Annotated in this window: 22 protein-coding genes; 8 read left to right on the top strand and 14 right to left on the bottom strand. The window is 40.6% G+C overall.

Annotation, left to right across the window (positions count from 1 at the left end; translation table 11 throughout):
* Nucleotide 1: 1 nt before the first annotated feature.
* From pdhA to ggt, 11 genes are all read right to left on the bottom strand, one after another.
* The gene (gene pdhA / locus MHI58_RS06185) at nucleotides 2–985 is read right to left on the bottom strand and encodes a pyruvate dehydrogenase (acetyl-transferring) E1 component subunit alpha (RefSeq protein WP_008346257.1); all 984 of its coding nucleotides are present in this window, start codon (nucleotides 983–985) and stop codon (nucleotides 2–4) included.
* Nucleotides 986–1,165: 180 nt separating this feature from the next.
* Nucleotides 1,166–2,197, bottom strand: coding sequence for an alcohol dehydrogenase catalytic domain-containing protein (locus MHI58_RS06180; protein WP_045034933.1), 1,032 nt, complete (start codon nucleotides 2,195–2,197; stop codon nucleotides 1,166–1,168).
* Nucleotides 2,194–2,640: a hypothetical protein gene (locus MHI58_RS06175; protein ID WP_017359148.1), complete on the bottom strand. Its 447-nt coding sequence runs from the start codon at nucleotides 2,638–2,640 to the stop codon at nucleotides 2,194–2,196. The genes MHI58_RS06180 and MHI58_RS06175 overlap by 4 nt, the downstream gene beginning before the upstream one ends.
* Before the next feature lie 62 nt (nucleotides 2,641–2,702).
* Nucleotides 2,703–2,981, bottom strand: a complete 279-nt coding sequence (locus MHI58_RS06170; protein WP_008346262.1) for a PTS sugar transporter subunit IIB — start codon at nucleotides 2,979–2,981, stop codon at nucleotides 2,703–2,705.
* 19 nt (nucleotides 2,982–3,000) lie between these two features.
* Nucleotides 3,001–4,374: a PTS galactitol transporter subunit IIC gene (locus MHI58_RS06165; RefSeq protein WP_007498866.1), complete on the bottom strand. Its 1,374-nt coding sequence runs from the start codon at nucleotides 4,372–4,374 to the stop codon at nucleotides 3,001–3,003.
* 50 nt (nucleotides 4,375–4,424) lie between these two features.
* Complete coding sequence (locus MHI58_RS06160) at nucleotides 4,425–4,892, bottom strand: PTS sugar transporter subunit IIA (RefSeq protein ID WP_024719599.1); 468 nt, start codon at nucleotides 4,890–4,892, stop codon at nucleotides 4,425–4,427.
* A gap of 240 nt (nucleotides 4,893–5,132) precedes the next feature.
* Nucleotides 5,133–5,864 carry a sulfate/molybdate ABC transporter ATP-binding protein gene (gene cysA / locus MHI58_RS06155; RefSeq protein ID WP_052659635.1) on the bottom strand — a complete coding sequence of 244 codons (732 nt, stop codon included), beginning with the start codon at nucleotides 5,862–5,864 and terminating at the stop codon, nucleotides 5,133–5,135.
* Nucleotides 5,865–5,879: 15 nt separating this feature from the next.
* Nucleotides 5,880–6,749: a sulfate ABC transporter permease subunit CysW gene (gene cysW / locus MHI58_RS06150; RefSeq protein ID WP_045034932.1), complete on the bottom strand. Its 870-nt coding sequence runs from the start codon at nucleotides 6,747–6,749 to the stop codon at nucleotides 5,880–5,882.
* 5 nt (nucleotides 6,750–6,754) lie between these two features.
* Nucleotides 6,755–7,600: a sulfate ABC transporter permease subunit CysT gene (cysT, locus tag MHI58_RS06145; protein ID WP_024719596.1), complete on the bottom strand. Its 846-nt coding sequence runs from the start codon at nucleotides 7,598–7,600 to the stop codon at nucleotides 6,755–6,757.
* Nucleotides 7,601–7,611: 11 nt separating this feature from the next.
* Nucleotides 7,612–8,643, bottom strand: a complete 1,032-nt coding sequence (locus MHI58_RS06140; protein WP_045034931.1) for a sulfate ABC transporter substrate-binding protein — start codon at nucleotides 8,641–8,643, stop codon at nucleotides 7,612–7,614.
* A gap of 262 nt (nucleotides 8,644–8,905) precedes the next feature.
* Nucleotides 8,906–10,660, bottom strand: a complete 1,755-nt coding sequence (gene ggt, locus MHI58_RS06135) for a gamma-glutamyltransferase (RefSeq protein ID WP_035700423.1) — start codon at nucleotides 10,658–10,660, stop codon at nucleotides 8,906–8,908.
* A 227-nt stretch (nucleotides 10,661–10,887) separates the two neighbouring features.
* Here ggt and MHI58_RS06130 point away from each other — a divergent pair, with 227 nt between their 5' ends.
* The 6 genes from MHI58_RS06130 (at nucleotide 10,888) to MHI58_RS06105 (ending at nucleotide 14,476) form a co-directional block, all read left to right on the top strand.
* The gene (locus MHI58_RS06130) at nucleotides 10,888–11,346 is read left to right on the top strand and encodes an ASCH domain-containing protein (protein ID WP_073414248.1); all 459 of its coding nucleotides are present in this window, start codon (nucleotides 10,888–10,890) and stop codon (nucleotides 11,344–11,346) included.
* A gap of 206 nt (nucleotides 11,347–11,552) precedes the next feature.
* Nucleotides 11,553–12,170, top strand: coding sequence for a DUF47 domain-containing protein (locus MHI58_RS06125; RefSeq protein ID WP_017359157.1), 618 nt, complete (start codon nucleotides 11,553–11,555; stop codon nucleotides 12,168–12,170).
* Nucleotides 12,171–12,185: 15 nt separating this feature from the next.
* Nucleotides 12,186–13,184 carry an inorganic phosphate transporter gene (locus MHI58_RS06120; RefSeq protein WP_017359158.1) on the top strand — a complete coding sequence of 333 codons (999 nt, stop codon included), beginning with the start codon at nucleotides 12,186–12,188 and terminating at the stop codon, nucleotides 13,182–13,184.
* A gap of 145 nt (nucleotides 13,185–13,329) precedes the next feature.
* Entirely contained in the window at nucleotides 13,330–14,100 is a 771-nt protein-coding gene (locus MHI58_RS06115) for a type II toxin-antitoxin system SpoIISA family toxin (protein ID WP_019743468.1), read from the top strand.
* Nucleotides 14,069–14,245: a type II toxin-antitoxin system SpoIISB family antitoxin gene (locus MHI58_RS06110; protein ID WP_008346289.1), complete on the top strand. Its 177-nt coding sequence runs from the start codon at nucleotides 14,069–14,071 to the stop codon at nucleotides 14,243–14,245. Before MHI58_RS06115 ends, MHI58_RS06110 begins: the two co-directional genes overlap by 32 nt.
* 99 nt (nucleotides 14,246–14,344) lie before the next feature.
* Nucleotides 14,345–14,476 carry a hypothetical protein gene (locus tag MHI58_RS06105; protein WP_255816994.1) on the top strand — a complete coding sequence of 44 codons (132 nt, stop codon included), beginning with the start codon at nucleotides 14,345–14,347 and terminating at the stop codon, nucleotides 14,474–14,476.
* On the opposite strand, the gene MHI58_RS06100 is transcribed toward MHI58_RS06105, so the two are convergent.
* On the bottom strand, nucleotides 14,465–15,364 hold the full coding sequence (locus MHI58_RS06100; protein WP_017359601.1) for an N-acetylmuramoyl-L-alanine amidase: 900 nt from the start codon (nucleotides 15,362–15,364) through the stop codon (nucleotides 14,465–14,467). The two genes, MHI58_RS06105 and MHI58_RS06100, sit on opposite strands and share 12 nt — an antisense overlap.
* A 311-nt stretch (nucleotides 15,365–15,675) precedes the next feature.
* Between MHI58_RS06100 and MHI58_RS06095 the strand changes: the two genes are divergently transcribed.
* The gene (locus tag MHI58_RS06095) at nucleotides 15,676–16,260 is read left to right on the top strand and encodes an ImmA/IrrE family metallo-endopeptidase (RefSeq protein WP_041507425.1); all 585 of its coding nucleotides are present in this window, start codon (nucleotides 15,676–15,678) and stop codon (nucleotides 16,258–16,260) included.
* On the opposite strand, the gene MHI58_RS06090 is transcribed toward MHI58_RS06095, so the two are convergent.
* The gene (locus tag MHI58_RS06090; protein WP_024719586.1) at nucleotides 16,251–16,874 is read right to left on the bottom strand and encodes a poly-gamma-glutamate hydrolase family protein; all 624 of its coding nucleotides are present in this window, start codon (nucleotides 16,872–16,874) and stop codon (nucleotides 16,251–16,253) included. The two genes, MHI58_RS06095 and MHI58_RS06090, sit on opposite strands and share 10 nt — an antisense overlap.
* Nucleotides 16,875–17,118: 244 nt before the next feature.
* Here MHI58_RS06090 and MHI58_RS06085 point away from each other — a divergent pair, with 244 nt between their 5' ends.
* Entirely contained in the window at nucleotides 17,119–17,490 is a 372-nt protein-coding gene (locus MHI58_RS06085; protein WP_017359605.1) for a DUF5412 domain-containing protein, read from the top strand.
* Between the two features lie 39 nt (nucleotides 17,491–17,529).
* Here MHI58_RS06085 and MHI58_RS06080 read toward each other — a convergent pair whose 3' ends face one another.
* Nucleotides 17,530–18,252, bottom strand: coding sequence for a methyl-accepting chemotaxis protein (locus tag MHI58_RS06080; RefSeq protein ID WP_045034929.1), 723 nt, complete (start codon nucleotides 18,250–18,252; stop codon nucleotides 17,530–17,532).
* Between the last annotated feature and the right edge of the window lie 192 nt (nucleotides 18,253–18,444).

The following is an 18,444-nucleotide window of genomic DNA, read 5'->3' as shown; positions in this document are numbered from 1 at the left end:
ATTAGGCGTATACATCCTCTAATAGTGTGTCAATTGATGGTTCTTTACTATTTTTCGCAAATTCAACAGATGCCTCGATCTCTTGCTTCGCTTCTTCTTGTAAACGAGCAGCCTGCTCTTCTGTCAGAACATCTAGCTCCATTAAGAGTGACTTAAAGCGTTTAATTCCGTCTTTTTGTCTCCATTCTGTCTCTTCTTCACGTGTACGGTATTTTTTCGCATCACTCTTTGAGTGACCCTTCCAGCGATACGTTTTCATTTCAATGAGTGATGGCCCTTCTCCAGCTCTTGCACGGCTGACCGCTTCATCTACTGTATTCATGATCTCAACCATGTCATTTCCATCAACTGTTTTCCCTGGCATTCCGTAGCTTTCTGCTCTTGTTGAGATGTCTTCAATGTTGATCATTTCTTTTACAGGACCAGACATGCCGTATTGGTTGTTTTCACAAATAAACACAACAGGTAAATCCCAAATGGAAGCAAGGTTCAGCGCTTCATGGAAGCTGCCTTCATTTGTAGCGCCGTCTCCGAAGAAACAAAGGACCACAAAGCCTTCCTTTTTCATCTTGGACGTGAGCGCCGCACCTGTTGCAAGCGGAATACCGCCGCCAACAATTCCATTTGCCCCAAGGTTTCCTTTTTCTAAGTCGGCAATATGCATGGAACCCCCTTTTCCTTTGCAGTAACCTGTTTCACGTCCGAACAGTTCAGCCATCATTTTATTGACCTCTGCACCTTTTGCAATACAGTGACCATGTCCGCGGTGTGTACTGACAATCTTATCTTCATCCTTTAATACAGCAATAGATCCAACAGCCGATGCTTCCTGTCCAACACATAAATGGGTCGTTCCATGGATTAATCCTTTAGCAAAGAATTGATCGACCTTTTCATCAAAATATCTTACTAACCACATTTGTTTATATAAATCTGCTAATTTCTCATGACTAATCTGTTCAGGCAAAGTGATTTGTTTTTGCATTTTTTCTCTCCCCTTTACATTTGTTCTTATGTGTTACATTTGTAATTATCATACGTTTAACTCTCATTGAAGTCAAGCATTTCCGTTTATTTTTTAAGCGTTTTCATCTTTTTTCAGAAAAAAAGAGAAAGGCAAAGCCCTTTTCCAAAGACCTTCTCTTTCTCTCCATCTCGTACATTCTCATTCATCTGGATACATCATGATTTTGACGCTTTCACCTTCTGGATGCCTAGCGCATTCTATCGCCTGACGAAGCTGACTTAATGGATATCGATGCGTCACCATTTTTTCTGTATGAACGACCTTCGCTTTTAAGAGCTCCAGCGCTTCACGATAATGATATGGATGCGAGGAATAAGCTCCGACTACTTTCACTTCATCATGGAAAAAACGTTCTGCTGGAATGGAGACATCCCCTTTCGGAAAGTGAGCAAAGACCAAAATCGTTCCGCCTCTTGCAACAGCTTGAAATGCTTCTTTTAAAAGCGCACTGCTCCCCACAGAAATAATAACAAGGTCCGCTCCCTTTCCATCTGTTTCTTTCATGACGCGGTTTTCTACTGGCTCAGATGCTGGATGAAAGGCGACGTCCGCCCCAAGATTTCTTGCTTGAAGGAGCCTGTTCTCATTTACGTCTGTGATCAACACTTTTCCAGCCAAATAATATTTGGCAAGCTGTAATTGAATGCAGCCAATTTGCCCCGCTCCAAGAATCAAGACAGAATCTCCAGGATGAACGGGCGCCCTTTCAAAGCCGTGAAGACAGCAGGCAACCGGTTCAACCATCGCTCCTTGTTCATATGAGACGCCATGTGGGAGCTTGCCCATTGTATGCTTCACATGTAAAGCAGGAACACGAATATATTCCGAAAAACCGCCCGGCTCTACATTTGTGGCTGCAAATTGCGGACACATTGTATAAAATCCCCTTTGACAAAAGTCACAAGTAAAACAAGGGACATGATGCGCTACATACACCCTGTCTCCCGTTTGAACATGTGTGACGTGACGGCCTGTTTCGATAATGTCACCAGCGATTTCATGCCCTAGCACTGTGCCAGGAGGTACCGTCTCATGTGTCGCTTTATAAATATCCGTCCCGCATAAACCGCAGGCACGCATTTTTAATAATACTTCATCATCACCAATGGCTGGCCGCTTCCGCTCCTCGTAACGAATGTCCTCTGAAGAATAAAAGACAGCTGATTTCATTTAGCCGCATCCTCCTTTTCATCACATGTCGCAAGACTCTGCAAGGATTGAACGAGCTGCTTGTACTCACTCATCTCACTTGAAATCCAGTAGCGTCCGCCAAATATTCGCGCAGGTCCCACTCTGACATATACTTTCCCGATATGAGGATATGGTTTTAAAAACAATGTTCCTTTAATATCGGACACGGCATATGTGTGCCACCTACCAAAAGCACCTATTTTCAGTTCATCTTCACTAATCATGATATTCGTTGGCTGATTCAGGCCTGTGATGCTAGAAAGCATAAGGATAGGCAGCGTATAGACACCTAACACAGCTAATGGCTCAGGTCCTGCCGACATCAACGTATAAAGAGACCAGAGAAAAAACACACATATTAACAAGGCCGGAAGGAAAATAGAAAACATGGCAGACGTTCGGCTATAAGCATGCTGCTGCATAAGAGCTCCTCCTTTCAAATGACATGGAAGGAGCTTTCGCAGCTCCTCCACGCAACCATCGTTCACTTAATATGATCGATAATTTTTTCAATATCCTCTTCAATGCCAAATCCCGTTAAAAAAGATAACGTTTGAATCACAGGCGTTCCTTTTGTATCACTAACAGGCGTTGTCGTCACAATTAAATCAGCACCCTCCGCTTTCTGCGGAACCTCAGATGCCTTACACTGTTCAACGATGACATCGTATCCTTTTTCCTTTAATGTCTCTTCTACCTTTTTTGCCACAACCGTTGACGTAGCAACTGCCGTTCCGCAAGATACTAATATTTTTTTTGCCATGAGAATCCCTCCAGCTCATTTATTGATCTTTCTGATCTAAGCCCATTTCTTTTGCATACTGCTTTTTAATATCATTTCGCACCCAGTACCAAAGAAGCGCATATGCCAGTGCACAGACAATCGCTGCAATGAAGTAAGGATTGCTCGGATCAAGAAGTCTCACCATGATCCAAGGAATGACGTGAGAACCGAGATCAATACCAGAAATCATATTTGCCCCTTCTGGGAAATCGAAACCAACTGCTTTCCCCATTGTTGTGGCGAGTGGTGCAAGGTTCGTTGCAATGAAGAAGACAATCATTAAAGTAAAAATACTGTTAATGAGGCCGCGAATAATATTTCCACGAGCGGCTGCTACTGCCCATACCACTGTAAATGGCAGAACCGATAAGTCTGCAAACGGCAGCATACCATTGTAAGGAAGGACAACAGCGAGCAAAATGGTGATTGGCACCATCAAAAGGGCTACAGCCATATTCGCTGGATGACCAATGACAATCGCTGTATCCAAACCAATATAGACATTTTTTCCAGGGAAACGCTTTTGAATATAAGAACGAGCACCCTCAGAGATTGGAATAAGTCCTTCCATTAATAAAGCAACCATTCTTGGCATTAACACAAGCACTGCAGCCATTTGAATTCCAAGGGTCATGACACCTTTTGCATCATAGCCGCCAAGAAGACCAATAATGATACCAAGTATAAGACCCATCACAAGCGGTTCACCAAAGATGCCAAAACGTTTTTTCAAAGTTTCTGGATCCGCATGAATTTTGTTTAAACCAGGGATTTTATCAATCACGCGGTTTGACGCATACATGAGCGGAGCGAAGTTGACCGTTTCAGCATGAGCCATCGATACGCCTTTTAATCCGAAATGGTGTTCAATCGTCGGTGCCGTCCAATCGGCGAGTTTTAGTGTAATCGCAGAAACGATTAAACCAACGGCAAGAGCTAAGAACATATTATGATAAGCGTAGTAAGTAACAGAAGCAGCGAAAATCAAATGCCAGAAATTCCAAATATCCACATTCAATGTTTTCGTAAAGTTAACAGACAGCAAAATGACATTTAACAAGAGCACAAGAGGAATCATCAAAGGGGCAACAGGTGTACCAAAAGAAATGGCGGCTCCAATCGGCCAACCGACATCTAAAATATCAAGCTTTAATCCAAGGGAATTGACCATGGCTTTGGCTGCTGGTCCAAGACCGCTTACAAGTAAATTAATGACAAGATTGACCCCGACAAATCCAATTCCGATGGTAATACCTGCACGGAAGGATTTTTTAAATCCTTGCCTTAAAATCATACCGAATAACGTCATAATAATTGGGAGCATAATTGTTGGCCCTAAGTCTAAGATGAAATCGACGGCTTGCTTGATCATACATCCACCTCCTGATTTTAAATAAAGCGCTTACATTATGTCTTGAATAACTATTGGTTTAATTCTTTTTGAAGTACATCAACGGCTTCTTCATACGATGTCATGTGAGATAATCTTGTCATTACTTCTTCTTTTCTGAAAAGCGTCATCAGTTTCTCTAACATCACGAGCTGCTTACTAGGTTCAGAGATTGCCAGAACGAACACAATTTTGGCTTGAACTGTCTCATGAGGGCTTCCCATCTTATGAAAAATAACAGGTTCCTTTAATGTCGCTACACTGATCGCCGGTTTGTTTACATGTTCAGGATCTGTATGGGGAATGGCTACCCCAAAGGTCGCAAGAGGAAGACCGGTCGGATATGTTTTTTCTCTTTCAAGCACTGCTGGTAAAAAGCTCGATTTAATATACCCTCCAGTTTCTAACCTTTCTGCTAAATAGGCAGTCACCTCCTCACTTGAAGATGCTTCGTACTGCAGCTCAATCAGCTGTTGATCTAACTCAAACAAGCTGTTCAAACAACCACCCCTTTCATTTGGTATAAATATGAACACATGTAACAAATAGAATGAACATTTTAAAATAGAACCTTTTGTAAAGCGCTTACAAACAGATGTGTTATAAAATGTTCAATACTGTTACCTTTGTAAAGATATTATAATATTCGAAATTATAAGTCAATGTTCCTAGGAAAATTTTTATAAAAAAAGATGCAGCTTTTTGCCGCATCTCTTTCATTACATCACATCAATTTCTTGTTAAATATGGCTTCCTATATCTAAAAACTCAGATACAAAAAGGTTGTCTGTCTGCTCTGTCATTTCTTTTTTTGTGCCGATTTTTTCGATTCTGCCCTCATTCATCACCACAACACGATCAGCGATATCAAACGCTTCTTCTTGATCATGCGTCACAAAGATGGTCGTCATTTGAAATTCTTGATGAACTTTTTTCAGCCAATGTCTTAAGTCTTTTCTCACCTTTGAATCTAGTGCACCAAAAGGTTCATCTAAGAGAAGAGCTTTCGGTTTGACGGCAAGTGCACGTGCAAGTGCTACACGCTGCTTTTGTCCACCTGACAGCTGCTCTGGATAACGATGTTCATACTGCGTTAATTGAACGACTTTCAGCAACTCATGCACCCGCTCTTTGATGTCTTTTTTAGGCAACCTTTCTCCTCTAGGTTTCATCTTCAATCCATAAGCCACATTATCAAATACCGTCATATTTCGAAAAAGCGCATATTGCTGAAAGACAAAACCAATTTGCCGTTTTCGCACTGGGATGTGAGTATAATCCTGTTCTCCAAATAAGATCTGCCCTGTATTCGCATCATCAAGCCCTGCAATAATTCTTAATAAAGTCGTCTTACCTGACCCAGACGGTCCAAGTAAGGAAATCAATTCCCCATTTCTGATCATCAAATCCACGTTTTGCAAAACCTTCGTCTGCCCAAATTGCTTTGATATTTGTTTCACTGTAATCCCCAAGGCTGATCCCTCCACTTATTTTGAACGCTTGCCAAGCCTATGATCCATCTGCTGAATGATCTGCTTGATGATTAATGTAATGACCGCTACAAATGCCATGAGAGAGGCCACGGCAAAAGCCGCTTGGAATTGATACTCGTTGTATAGAATTTCTATATGAAGCGGCATCGTATTCGTCATTCCGCGGATATGACCGGATACAACCGACACTGCACCAAATTCACCAATTGCCCTAGCCCCTGCTAAAATGGCGCCGTAAAAAAGGGCCCATTTTATATTTGGAAGTGTCACAAGGAAAAAGGTCTTCCACCCACTGGCACCAAGCGTAAGCGATGCTTCTTCCTCATGAATGCCTTCATTTTGCATAAACGGAATTAACTCTCTCGCAACAAAAGGAAATGTCACAAAGATAGTCGCAAGAATCATCCCCGGTACAGAGTAAATCACTTTCCATCCATTTGCTAAAAGCCACGGTCCTAAAAGTCCATTTGAACCAAATAAAAGTACAAATACAAGTCCTGCAATGACAGGTGACACCGCAAACGGAAGATCAATGACAGTCGTTAACAAACGTTTTCCCGGGAAATGAAATTTTGTGATGAGCCAAGCAGCACTGACCCCAAAAATCATTTGAAGCGGCAATGTGATCATCACAATGAAAACAGTCAATTTAATTGCAGCAAGCGTGTCTGGATGTGAGATGGCAAGAAGATAAGAACTCCATCCTTTCTCAAAAGCCTTTGAAAACACAGCAATCAACGGCATGAGTAAAAACAAAATCAAAAAAGCATACACCACACCAATCAACATACTCTTCACCGCTTTTGATTCCGTCACAGGACTCCTGTACTTGATGCGGTGCTCTTTAAGAAGCTCCCTTTCCAATCGTCTCACCTCACTTCCACTTGTTTTTTCCGCTCGACAAACCACTGCAATCCGTGAATCAATAACAAAATGACAAATGATAAGAGCAGCATGAAACAGGCAATGGCTGCGGCACCTTGATAATCATACTGCTCAAGCTTAGACATGATCATCAGTGGTGTAATCTCTGTTTTAAACGGAATATTTCCCGCTATAAACACAACGGAGCCATATTCACCGAGTGCTCTTGCAAATGCAAGAGAAAATCCAGTCAGCACCGCTGGAAACAAGGCAGGCAACAGTACATGAAAAAAGGTCTGTTTTCTTGTAGCACCAAGTATAGCTGCGGCCTCTTCCACTTCCTGCTCAAGCCCCTCAATGACCGGTTGAACCGTTCTTATGACAAATGGAACGCCAATAAAAATCAGTGCCAAAATAATACCGAGCGGGGTGTATGCCACCTTCACATGCAAAAATTGCCCAATCCACCCATTCGGAGAATAAAGAGTCGTCAAAGCGATGCCAGCCACTGCCGTTGGAAGAGCAAACGGCAAATCGATGAGGGCATCCAGGATGTTCTTTCCTGGAAACGAGTACCGCGTGAGAACCCATGCGATCAGTACACCGAAACCTGCATTGATGAGTGCAGCTGCAAAAGAAGTCGTAACCGTAAGCTGCAGCGACTTTAGCACCCGCGCATCACTAAAGACATTCCAAATTCCTTCTGCTCCTAATGAAGCCGTCCAAATAAATACCATAGATAAAGGAATCACGACAATCGCACTGACATAAACAAGTGTCACTCCGAGACTCAGCCCGAATCCAGGCAATACACGTTTTCTTTTATTGGCGGCAGCATAGCCTTTCTTCATCACGTCGCCCCCTATTTTTGTCCGCTATATATTTGATCAAATAATCCGCCATCATCAAAAAATCTTTTCTGCGCCTTTCGCCATCCGCCAAATGCCTGATCAATGGTCACCATATCAATCTCTTTAAATTGATCTTTATATTTGTTTAGCACTTCTTGATTTCTTGGTCGATAATAGTTTTTCGCCGCAATTTCCTGTCCTTTTTTAGAATACAAATAATCTAAATAAGCCTTTGCCACTTTCTCTGTTCCTTTTCGTTTCACATTTTGGTCGACAACGGCAACGGGCGGCTCTGCTAGAATACTAATGGAGGGACTGACAATCTCAAATTTGTCTTTGCCTAATTCATGCAGTGTCAAATAGGCTTCATTTTCCCAAGCAATTAACACGTCACCAAGACCGCGCTCGACAAAAGTTGTTGTGGCGCCACGAGCACCTGAATCGAGCACCTCGACATGCTCATATAACTTTTTCACAAAATCCTTCGTTTTTTCTTCATCCCCATGAAAGGTTTTATCGGCATATGCCCATGCGGCTAAATAATTCCATCTTGCACCGCCTGACGTTTTTGGATTAGGTGTGATGATGGATACACCTGGCTGAATCAAGTCATCCCAGTCTTTAATTTTTTTGGGGTTTCCTTTCTTCACAAGAAACACAATAGTAGACGTATAAGGTGTGGACTGATTCGGAAATTCTTTTTGCCAATCCTTTGAAAGTAGCCCTCGATCTGCAATGGCATCAATGTCGTACCCAAGAGCAAGTGTAGCCACGTCTGCTTCGAGTCCATCAATAATCGATCTCCCCTGCTTACCTGACCCTCCATGAGACTGCTGTATTGTCACATCTTCACCGGTTTTGTCTTTCCAATAAGTCTGAAAGGCTTGATTGTATTCCTGATACAATTCACGTGTAGGATCGTATGACACATTCAACAGCTCAACCTTTCCCTTTTGATTTGAGGCTTCATTCGCATTTGAGCATGCAGCACTTGTGATGATGAAAAGTGTCATCGCAATAGAAATCCATATCCATTTTTTCATGTTATCCGCTCCCTTTCACATTGAATAGTGACACCAACCTTGCCGTTTTCAGTTCTATACGCAAAAAAGGCCCTCAGCGATTGAAGTACAAAAAAGTCCTGTACGTCAATGCCAAGAGCCTTCGGTTGTCCGATCAGCTATGTATGATTGATGTTAGTCTATATATTATTCAAACTATTCACAGGTGTCAACTGTGTTTTTATTTTAATGAAAACTAAAAAGAAACGCCTTCTTGATGAGGCGCTTCTTTTCCCGGGAAATGCTATTGATCTGCAGCTACCTTTAGATTGACACCAACAGCAGTTCCATTTCTCGTTGAATCAGCTACTCCAGTGAATGTCCCTGCTTTTCGATCAATCAGTAAAGCTTGCACATTCCCTATATCAATAGGGGAACTGCCAAACTGGTGACCCATATCATTTAACTTTGTTCTTACATCTAGAGGGACACCTACTTCATAACGATACGAAGTTAAGCTGTTTGTGTAGATTCTTGGCTCTTCTACCGCATCCTGTAGCTCCATGTCATATTCAAGTAAATTGAGAATCGTCTGTGAAACAGAAGCAATGATCGTCGTTCCACCAGGAGACCCAACAGTCATGACAGGCTCTCCATCTTTAAAAATGATCGTCGGGGTCATACTTGATAATGGACGTTTATTGGGCTGGACTTCATTTGCCCCACCAGGTCTTGCATCAAAATCAGTCAGTTCATTATTTAAGAAAAATCCATACTCTGGAACAAGAATCCCTGTACCAAATAATTGTTCAATGGTTGTTGTAAATGACACAACATTTCCCCACTGATCTGCAACAGTAAAATGGGTCGTCTCACCAATGGTTTTATCTTCTGGCTGAGGAACAATTGGGGATGGATTTTTTTCATCCTCATATGCCCAAGGATCTCCTTCTTTCGGGCTGCGATTCATTTGATCTAATTGAATGAGAGAGGCTCTTTCTGAAATGTAATCATCGTCTAGTAGTCCTTTTAGTGGAACATCTACGAATTCGGGGTCGCCGGCATATGCGGCTCTGTCAGCATAGGAGAGGTGCATTGTTTCAGCAAGCAGCTGATATTTTTCGAATGATTTGGGGTCATACTGAGACAGGTTAAAATGGTCAAGTATTTTGAGAATTTGTAGCATAAACACCCCGCCTGAGCTTGGTGGAGGCATGCTTGCAAGCTGATATCCTTTATAGTCTCCCCAGATTGGCTTGTCAGTCTTGACTTCATAACGTTTGATATCTTTTGAAGTCATCGTCCCGCCAAAATCTTGAACTGTATTTGCAAGTGCCTTTGCTACTTTTCCTTCATAAAACGCTTTGCTTCCTTTTTTCGCAATGAGTTTAAATGTTTTTGCAAGACCTGGCTGGACAAGCAGATCTCCTTCTTCGAGCGGCTGATCATTTGGAAGAAAAATTGGCGCTGCGGCCGTTTTTTTCAATTTCCCTTGGTGATCATCAATCGCATTTGCCAAGACAGAATCAATTTCAAAACCATCTTCTGCAAGTTGAATGGAGGGCTCAATCAATTCCTTCATAGAACGAGTACCCCACTTATCTAATGCAGCTTCAAGACCTTTTACAGTCCCTGGAACACCTACCGCATTTCCATGTGTAGAGCGCTCAGCAAACGGAATCACTTTTCCATCATCTGTTAAAAACATGTCAGGTGTTGCGCCCTGTGGTGCTCGCTCTCTGCTATTGATGATGGATGTTTCCTTTGTCTTCCCATCATAAACCATCATAAATCCGCCGCCGCCAATTCCAGACATCATTGGCTCTGTTACGTTAAGTGCGTACTGAATGGCAACAGCAGCATCCACTGCGTTCCCACCTTTTTTCAATACGTCAGCACCAATCTCCGATGCAAGCGGATGTGCAGTAGCCACCATACCATCTTTGCCAACAGCTACTTTATTCCCATGAGTTTCGTTTGCAGTGACTTGGCTGACCGGCAGGAAAAACGAGAAAACAAACAGACATATGGACAAAACAGTTAGAGAAATGCGTTTCATGAACAACACCCCTTCCATATTCTTACTTTGACCTTACCGACTTCTTGACCAGAATACAATAGATTATTCTAAAATTTCAAAATTTTTCATTCTATCATCCTATATCTGCCAAACAAAACACATGTTTTCAAAACATATGACATGCACATCTAGTAGTAATAAAGACATACGTTTTCCAAGTTTGAAACTTCACGATATAATAAACTCATAACAAAGGGGGAAAAAGAATGAACCACAAAAGCACTTTATTTTGGGAATCTTATTGGGAAGAAAAATCAGAAAAAACTCCTGATCACGCCTCTGTTTCTGCTTGGGCATTTGGCGCAAATCCAGATCACTTGCTTGACCTTGTACAACAAGGAAAAAAAACAGCCACTTGTTCTGGATACCTTTTTTACGAAAAAGAACAAGAGCCTCTTCCAAAACCCGGTCAATATGCGGTCATTTTGGACAGTCAGGAGGAACCAAAAGCCATCATAGAGATCACGCAAGTAGATATCATGCCAATGAATGAGGTTCCTGAATCATTTGCAAAAGCAGAAGGTGAAGGCGATCTTTCATATGACTATTGGTACAAAGAACATGAAGAATTTTTCACAGAAGCCCTTAAGCCGTACGGATTAACATTTAAGGAAGATATGCTTCTTGTTTGTGAGCGATTTAAGCTTGTTTATTCAGCTTCTTAACTTTTAAGCGGTGCCAAAAATGGTCCGCTTTTTTGCTTTCTTCTCCCCTTTCTGAAAAAGGTGAGTTGAGATCACATCTTTAGGTCAGAATAAGATCAAATAGAAAAAGTGAAGAAATTTTCGACTACACCTGTTTTTTTTCGACAAAAGAATATATAATTATTTGATGTGTGCATTGTCTCATTTATACAATGGAGGGTTTTTACATGTTAAAAAGGAAAAAAGACAAGTTTTCCGTCTTGTTAACGGAAATTGCTAAAAATTTAGATGAAACTGCTGAGTATTTTGTTAGCTATAAAGTAACAAATCAAACCACTCTGAAAGAATTTTCTGACACATTGAAGGAATATGAGACAAAAGGTGATAATCATGTTCATACCATGATTAAAGAGCTGAACAAAGCCTTTATTACACCGATTGAACGTGAAGACATTCTTCAATTGACGAATAGCCTCGACGATGTTTTAGACGGCATTGAGCATTTTTCAGCAACTTTAGAAATTTATTCAATTACAAGCTCTGACGAACATATCGACAAATTCAGCCACTACATCAGAGAATGTGCGAAAGAAATTTTAACGACTATTGAATTACTGGCTGATAATCGCTTGAAAGATATTCATCCGCACGCAATCAAAATTAAAGAGATTGAGCATAATTGTGACAATCTTCACCGCAAATCACTAAAGAACTTGTTTGGAAAAGAAACAGATCCAATTAAGGTCATTCAATACAAAGAAATTTACGAAACACTTGAAGAAATCGCAGATTCCTGTCAAAGTGTTGCCAACAATCTAGAAACAATCATTATGAAGAATGCGTAACGGGGTTAGTTAAACATGGATACTTTACTCATCCTTACCATACTTATTGTCATTTGTGCACTTGCTTTTGATTTCATTAACGGATTCCACGATACAGCAAATGCCATTGCTACTTCAGTTTCAACAAAGGCGTTAAAGCCAAGACATGCTATTATTATGGCAGCGTTTATGAACTTCTTAGGAGCAATGACATTTACAGGTGTGGCAAAGTCCATTACAAAAGACATCGCAGATCCTTTTACACTTCAAAACGGATCTGTCGTCATTTTGGCTGCTTTAATTGCAGCCATTACTTGGAACTTGCTTACTTGGTATTACGGGATTCCGAGTAGTTCTTCACACGCACTGATCGGGTCAATTGCAGGAGCTGTTATTGCCTCCGCTGGTTTTGGCGCTTTAAACTATTCGGGATTCATTAAAATCATTCAAGCACTATTGCTTTCACCTATCCTGGCTTTTGTTTTGGGATATATCGTGTATACCATTATCAAAATTATATTCCGAAACAACAATCTCGCAAAAACAAATAAACAATTCCGACGTGTTCAAATTTTAACGGCTGCACTGCAATCGTATACCCACGGAACAAACGATGCGCAAAAAGCGATGGGAATTATTACGATGGCTTTAATTGCAGGTAATTTGCATACAACAGACGACATTCCTTTCTGGGTACAATTCTCTTGTGCTCTTGCAATGGGACTAGGTACGTCTATTGGCGGCTGGAAGATTATTAAAACAGTCGGCGGTAAAATCATGAAGATTCGTCCAGTAAACGGAGTATCTGCAGACTTAACAGGTGCAGCTATTATCTTCGGTGCAACATTTATTCACTTACCGGTTAGTACCACTCACGTGATCTCATCTTCTATTCTAGGTGTAGGTTCTGCACATAGAGTAAAAGGAGTTAACTGGGGTACGGCAAAACGTATGCTTGTCACTTGGGTGATCACATTACCGATTTCGGGAACTCTAGGGGCACTTATATACTTTGTGTTAAATGCGATTCTTTAATTTAAAAGACCTGTCTAACAGGTCTTTTTTATTTGTTTGCATCCTCAAATGCTCTTTTTCTGCAAGCCATTTTTTCATGAAGCAGGGTTTCCAAACATATCCATAGAAATAAATAAGTATCCATCTGTCTATGGGAGAGAAGAACATGCTATTATTTTTTCAATTGACTGTTTGGTTATTGCTAGGTGCTCTTGCTGTATATGTATTTGCGGTATGGCGCTTTGAACAAAAAGTAAAAGAAAAGATGTTTGCGATTCGTAAAACGTGGTATTGGATTTATGTAGCGGGTGCTGTTGTGTACTGGACAAATGACCCTGCTTCAATCTTCACCGATTGGATGCACTACCTGATTATTGCTGTTTTTTTCGCATTAACTGATGCCTTTATTTTCCTCAGCTCCTATATTAAAAAACTCGGAAATCATGAACTTGAAACCGACACCCATCAACTCCTAGAACAAAATAACGACCTGCTTCATTCTTACCTCAATAAACTAAAAACGTACCAATACCTATTGAAAAACGAACCGATCCATGTATATTATGGAAGTATAGAAGCATATATAGAGGGAATTGAACGACTGATCTATTCTTTTGCAGAAAAAATGAATATTCAAGCAGTTCTTTGTCCTTATGATACGCAGGAGCAAAAAGATGACCTGCTGCGGACACTTGATCAGAGAGCGCTCATTCAAGCAAAGCTTGACAGGCAGGAAGTGTATTACGATGATTTCGGCAAATTGGTTCTCATCCCGTTTTCAGTAGCGGATGCACACTTTGTGATTAAGCTGACCTCTGAGGATATTGTCACTGAATTCGACTATTTATTAATGACTTCACTTACAACGATTTATGACCTAATCTTGCCTGACGAAGAGGAAGGTGATGAAGATGGAACACGCACTTCAAGGGGATAATAACAATCGCAAGAAAAACCCATTTAAGATTTTAAAGAAAAAGCGCCATATTAGTATGGCTGATTACAAAGTAAGTCCCCATACGGAGCGTATTTTCAAAAAGAATGAACAGCTCCTAGATGAGTATAAAAATAAAAAAGCTTGATTACACTAAAGGACGCGGAACTTCATCCGCGTCCTACTTCCGTTTTCACATCTACTTGCATACAATAAAACCAACTGCTGCAACGATTGAGGTGCCAATATGAAAAAGAAACTTAAACAATTGAGGTATGTTCAGTTTGCTGAATTTAAGCCATCCCCTTATGTCTGCCGATTACACGAAAAAAGTGAAGCCGCCATTCAAGCGGCCAAAAAGAAAGACTCACTGATTTAATAGTTGAAGCAACTTCACTTTTGTTTTAGGACCGTATACTCCATCACTTGTTAGACCATTCATCAGTTGAAATCGAGCGACGGCATTGGCTGTTTTTTCCCCATAAACGCCATCAATGCCCTTATCTACAGCTGTTTTGTCAGGATAAAAATACACAGCAGCAAGCGCTTTTTGGACGAGACGTACATGCTCCCCCTTTGTCAGAGGTGATGTCACCTTTAACACCCCATCCGGCAGTTCATAACTGAGCTTTTCTTCTGCATGATAAATCTTGAGAACTTGTCCAACTCGAATCATGTTCGGGTCACTAATCTGATTCCATGTCTGTAAATCACTCACTGTGACACCATGGGCTTTGGCAATACTCGTTAGCGTATCCCCGCTTTTCACCACATATGTGATAACCGTTTCCGGATCACCTGCAGTCTCAATTCCTCTTTTAAATTCATCCCATGTAGCTAGCAGCAGACGTGGACATGTTTTTCCTGACCAATGCTGATGCGTCACCACATTTGCTAATGGAATGCCATGTTCTTTTAAAAGCTTTTGAATAAGCCACTGGGCATGTTTGACAGCTTGTTGAAAGTTTCCATCCTCATTTTCACAAATTTCAATGCCAATCGATTTTCGGTTGCCATCTCCATGTCCATCCCCAGCATGCCATCCATTTTCATTTAAAGGGAGATGCTGAAAAATTTCCTTGTCATCCACTGTAAAGTGCCAGCTTACCTCTGTTGTTGAGCGTTTGACATATGCCGCGTGACTTTTTGCGTCAGCTCCCTTAGATGTATTGGCTGTGTTATGCACAGTTACATAAAGCGGCGTCATAGCATATCCTGGCCGATTTCCGTTTCCAACTGGAATAAAATCTTGATAAATTTGTACCATGTTTTGCACTCCTTTTTGTTAAATTGATGTTTGATCTTGCTCATCAATCGGTGGCAAACGTAAGACAAATTTGTTTGTTTTCGTCATAAGACTATGGTAAAATTTGAATTCAATCGCCGTTTTATCTTTGTAAAATATAAAAAAATAGAATAAAAAACAGGAAAAACTTCCAATTTTCTTTGATTTTATGTTAAAATTGTTAAAAACAAGCCGATATAAAAAGTAAGCGATAGCTTTATTAGCCATTTAGTCCTATATGGACTTTTCTTTTACGGCAAAAATAGAACATACGTTTGTATGGAGGTTTTGACATGACTTATTTTTTAACCCATTTAGAAGAAGATATTAAACGGTTATACACTCAACTGCAAATAAGCGGTCCTGCCTATGTAGACATGCATAGGATCGCCGCTGAATTTCATGTATGGGTACACTACGAGGATACTGGCAGCATGATGATCAAACATCAAGGTCTTTACAGTATTATTTTAAACAGAGCCTTATCGTCAGAAGAACAGTGGCAGGATTTCGCCCACGAGCTTTGTCATGTGCTGAAGCATACAGGCAACCACTTTAACATGCACAAGCTCTTTCGAGAACTGCAAGAGTTTCAAGCAAAACAATTCATGTATCACTTTTGTGTTCCGACTTTTATGCTGCTGCAAATGACGCTCCCAAACCTTAGGCAGCAAGCCATTTTGCATATTGCTCAAACATTTCATGTCACTCGGGATTTTGCTGAAAAACGGCTTGCTCTATTTGAACAGCGAAGAGCCGGCATTCAATTTCAAAAAGAATTCACTTCTTATTTAATGAGAGCAGGCAAGGTCGCAGAAAATGAAGCTGCGTATCAAACAAAAGCGTCTGCACACGTGACGTCAGAAGTTTATTCATAAAGGCTTAACACTTGTTTCAGTACATTTGTGTATTGATAAAATTGTTCGGTTTGTGTATCACGCCTACGGCTCCGCCTAAAGTCTTGAAAGAAAGCTCTTCTCTGAGCTTGGCTAATTTCAATTTGAACACTTTTTCCTGTGAGGCATTGATTATTAATATTTTGAGGATGTGTTCCAGCAAATTGATCCGATTCAGATAAAAGTAAGGCATGGAAGCCATTTTGTGTGAGATACTTCACTGTTTCAGCAGCTTTTTCCCTGTCGGTACCGCCAACTAAAGTTTGTAGGACGTCTGTTTCTCCATAGCCGTGGAGTGCAAACGTATAATGATGTGTATGCACTTGAGAAAGACAAATCGGCTCATCAAAACGTGTGCTCGTAATATGAAGAACATGATTGCCTTTCACTTTAAGGCCCTCGAATAAATACATAGAATAATCGGTTGCTACTTCATGGACCAGCTCGCTCACGCCAGATTCAATCCCTCCCGCATGAGGTGACAGGACGAGAAGCTGATCCCCTTTCCGCTGATGAAGAATCTGATAGTCGATCCCTTTTCTTTCATGAGCGGAAAGCTCTTCATAATTTTGATACGTATCTATGATTTGATTCATTCCATCTGCCCCATTTCTCTATATGAGCATAAGTCTACTAATCGCAAATTCTTTTGTAAAGTGTTTTCGAATAACCAGTGTGATCTGAATGCATCCTTAAATTTTCCTTATCTTTACGGGCTAACTGTTGAATGTTGAGAAAAAATGACCGATAATTGAAATGAATAGAACTTTTGGACTATATGAATCTTTTTGTAATCTCTCTCATATATTAGAATATTGCGATCTACACCTGGAGGAATTCATGTTTAAAAAGAAAACCACCATCATCCTTGCCATCTTATGTCTTAGCTTCGCCGGAATTATTTACTGGAAATGCTTCTCTCTTCAAGGCGTGTCTCACGGAACATTCATCCGCTCGATATCATCACCTGATGGAACCTATACCATTAACACATATCGACATAGCGGAGGAAAACTAAAAGAGAATGCGGTCAGAGCAGAAATTGAAAACAAACTCACCCATCACAAAAAAACAATCTACTGGAAGTACCCTGATAAAGATCCTCTGATCAAATGGGAAAATGCACAGCTCGTTCAAATTGGACATGAGTTTTTAAATGTGGTCAAAGGTGAAACATACGATTATCGCTTTGATCAGAAAAACAGAAAATAACGAGCCAACAAAAAAACGAACCCTTTTTGGATTCGTTTTTTACGTTGACATCACCTTTTGCATAAATTCTTTCATTTCTTTGCTAACCGTCGTCAACCTATCTACAATTTCACTAAACTCCGTCACTAATAAAGCCTGTTCTGAAGATGACCCTTTCATATGGCCCATACTCTCAAGTAATGTATGTATATTAGAGGAAATCCCTTGCAATGAGCTTTCTATGTTTTCTGTTGCACGTGAGGTTTCGCTTGAGAGCTTTTGAACCTCGCTCGCTACCACACTAAAACCCGCCCCCTCTTTCCCTGCCCTGGCTGCTTCAATTGAAGCATTCAATCCTAGCAAACTCGTTTGTTTAGAGATACCTTTGATCATTTTTGTAATATCTGAAGTTTTTTTCGAGCTTTCTAGTGTTTGCTGTGTTTGGAATGTCATTTCCTCACTTGTCGCAGAGAGCTCTTCTGAATGAGCCGCCACCACATGTACTTTTTCTTGAATACTTTGAATGATGTCGTTCAATGACTCCATATACGCCTCAAGTTCTATTTGATTTTTTAGCGGAAAACCTAAAGCGATTGCACCAATGACTTGTTGATTTTCATCGAAAATCGGCAATCCCATTGCATTTAAAGGCGTCCCATACACCGATTTTGATGGCAAATACAGCAAGAATTTTTCTCGATCAATGACACCCATCGTCACTTCATCTTTTAAAATCTTCATCATATAAGGTGCTGCGGTTACAACACTCTGTAGTATATCCATTTTCTCTACCCCCTTAATGTATTTACCGGTCATTCCTCTTAAATTTGATTATTATTTTTTAAAAATAATGATCAAGATTGAAGTTTTTTTCATATTTACGAGTAAAAAGTATGCCAATTCCTTTCTATATTCAAAAAAACGAGAATTTGCTATACTTAGAAAATCAACATATGACGAAATGGTCATGTAACC

Origin of the sequence: Bacillus sp. FSL K6-2869 (assembly GCF_040869405.1) — a bacterium.
In the GTDB taxonomy this organism is placed as follows: domain Bacteria; phylum Bacillota; class Bacilli; order Bacillales; family Bacillaceae; genus Bacillus; species Bacillus altitudinis.
The sequence above is the reverse complement of the archived record's forward strand: the minus strand, read 5'-3'. Positions and strand labels throughout refer to the sequence as shown.

What these genes read in the sequence shown, in the direction of transcription:
- pdhA (WP_008346257.1), bottom strand. Translation starts at nt 985, where the DNA reads ATGCAAAAACAAATCACTTTGCCTGAACAGATTAGTCATGAGAAATTA.
- MHI58_RS06180 (WP_045034933.1), bottom strand. Translation starts at nt 2,197, where the DNA reads ATGAAATCAGCTGTCTTTTATTCTTCAGAGGACATTCGTTACGAGGAG.
- MHI58_RS06175 (WP_017359148.1), bottom strand. Translation starts at nt 2,640, where the DNA reads ATGCAGCAGCATGCTTATAGCCGAACGTCTGCCATGTTTTCTATTTTC.
- MHI58_RS06170 (WP_008346262.1), bottom strand. Translation starts at nt 2,981, where the DNA reads ATGGCAAAAAAAATATTAGTATCTTGCGGAACGGCAGTTGCTACGTCA.
- MHI58_RS06165 (WP_007498866.1), bottom strand. Translation starts at nt 4,374, where the DNA reads ATGATCAAGCAAGCCGTCGATTTCATCTTAGACTTAGGGCCAACAATT.
- cysT (WP_024719596.1), bottom strand. Translation starts at nt 7,600, where the DNA reads ATGAAGAAAGGCTATGCTGCCGCCAATAAAAGAAAACGTGTATTGCCT.
- MHI58_RS06140 (WP_045034931.1), bottom strand. Translation starts at nt 8,643, where the DNA reads ATGAAAAAATGGATATGGATTTCTATTGCGATGACACTTTTCATCATC.
- ggt (WP_035700423.1), bottom strand. Translation starts at nt 10,660, where the DNA reads ATGAAACGCATTTCTCTAACTGTTTTGTCCATATGTCTGTTTGTTTTC.
- MHI58_RS06130 (WP_073414248.1), top strand. Translation starts at nt 10,888, where the DNA reads ATGAACCACAAAAGCACTTTATTTTGGGAATCTTATTGGGAAGAAAAA.
- MHI58_RS06125 (WP_017359157.1), top strand. Translation starts at nt 11,553, where the DNA reads ATGTTAAAAAGGAAAAAAGACAAGTTTTCCGTCTTGTTAACGGAAATT.
- MHI58_RS06120 (WP_017359158.1), top strand. Translation starts at nt 12,186, where the DNA reads ATGGATACTTTACTCATCCTTACCATACTTATTGTCATTTGTGCACTT.
- MHI58_RS06115 (WP_019743468.1), top strand. Translation starts at nt 13,330, where the DNA reads ATGCTATTATTTTTTCAATTGACTGTTTGGTTATTGCTAGGTGCTCTT.
- MHI58_RS06110 (WP_008346289.1), top strand. Translation starts at nt 14,069, where the DNA reads ATGAAGATGGAACACGCACTTCAAGGGGATAATAACAATCGCAAGAAA.
- MHI58_RS06105 (WP_255816994.1), top strand. Translation starts at nt 14,345, where the DNA reads ATGAAAAAGAAACTTAAACAATTGAGGTATGTTCAGTTTGCTGAATTT.
- MHI58_RS06100 (WP_017359601.1), bottom strand. Translation starts at nt 15,364, where the DNA reads ATGGTACAAATTTATCAAGATTTTATTCCAGTTGGAAACGGAAATCGG.
- MHI58_RS06095 (WP_041507425.1), top strand. Translation starts at nt 15,676, where the DNA reads ATGACTTATTTTTTAACCCATTTAGAAGAAGATATTAAACGGTTATAC.
- MHI58_RS06090 (WP_024719586.1), bottom strand. Translation starts at nt 16,874, where the DNA reads ATGAATCAAATCATAGATACGTATCAAAATTATGAAGAGCTTTCCGCT.
- MHI58_RS06085 (WP_017359605.1), top strand. Translation starts at nt 17,119, where the DNA reads ATGTTTAAAAAGAAAACCACCATCATCCTTGCCATCTTATGTCTTAGC.
- MHI58_RS06080 (WP_045034929.1), bottom strand. Translation starts at nt 18,252, where the DNA reads ATGGATATACTACAGAGTGTTGTAACCGCAGCACCTTATATGATGAAG.